Raw genomic sequence first — 1,071 nt, 5'->3', positions numbered from 1 at the left:
TCGAGGAGGTGGTCGGTCTTGAGTACGTCGGGGTACTCTTGGAGTAAGGACTTAGACCGCCGAACTGACCTTAGCCCTTGGCAACACAAGTATAAGTCAACGACCATCTCCAAGGACACGCCGTACGGCGATTTATCGCCGGACGAAGTGCCTGAAGGGACTCAGAGACTCGTTGAGTCTGACGGGAACAAAGCCCGGAGACCACTTACGGCGCGGGACGGTGTCGAACTCCGCGAGGAGGTCGTCACCGACGACGGGGACGTATCTGACTGGGCAGGATGTAGATGGGCGTACCAGAACTGGCTTGAAGGCTACACGGAAGACGCCGGCGCGCTCGTCTTCGAGGACGCCGACGGAGATCGTACGACAGTCGAGCCAAACGTCCGTTTCGCGCCGGAGGGAGCCAAGAGAGAGTATAGCCGTCTCGCTGACTTAGAGCGGGGACTCAGACACAGGTGGGGTGAGTTTACTACTGCACTACTCAGCCTAACCTCTAGCTCAAAGAACAAGAGAGATGGCTGGCGCGCACCAGTTGACCATCTCCTCGAACATACTTCTTCGTGGGACTCCGTCCGAGAGGCACTTAATCGCGCTGTGCCTGACTCCCGCGAACACGTTTTTGCGCGTATCCTAGAACCTCACGAGAGTGGATACGCGCATACTCATGTCGCGGTGTTCGTTCGAGGTCACGTAAGCCGAGACCTCTTCAGACAGCCCGTAGAGGCGCACCTACGGAACTGTGTCGGTGCGGGCAAAGAGGCGCACGTTGACGCCGTAAGCGTTAATCGTGTAACTCGTCGTGACCGTGACGAGGATTATCTTAACTCCGACGAGGAGTACATCAATAATCTGTCTGCGTACCTCAGTTCTTATATGACGGATACGTTCGAGGAGATCGAGGAGAGACCTGCCCATGTCCAAGAGTTCAACGCGCTCCTTTGGGCGACAGAGACCCGTCGTGTCTCCTACTCTCAGAACGCATACGAGTACATGGAACTGGGTAGGGAGCTTCGAGGGGATGACGAAAACGGCGAGGAGAAGGACTTACACTTACTCGGGTATACACCTGAC

General features: G+C 56.3%; 1 protein-coding gene. It reads left to right on the top strand.

Annotation, left to right across the window (positions count from 1 at the left end; genetic code table 11):
- Positions 1–147 precede the first annotated feature (147 nt).
- A partial coding sequence (locus tag SV253_03010; GenBank protein ID MDY6775036.1) for a hypothetical protein occupies positions 148–1,071 on the top strand: 924 nt, incomplete at its 3' end.

The organism is Candidatus Afararchaeum irisae (assembly GCA_034190545.1).
Classification (GTDB): domain Archaea; phylum Halobacteriota; class Halobacteria; order Halobacteriales; family Afararchaeaceae; genus Afararchaeum; species Afararchaeum irisae.
The sequence above is the reverse complement of the archived record's forward strand: the minus strand, read 5'-3'. Positions and strand labels throughout refer to the sequence as shown.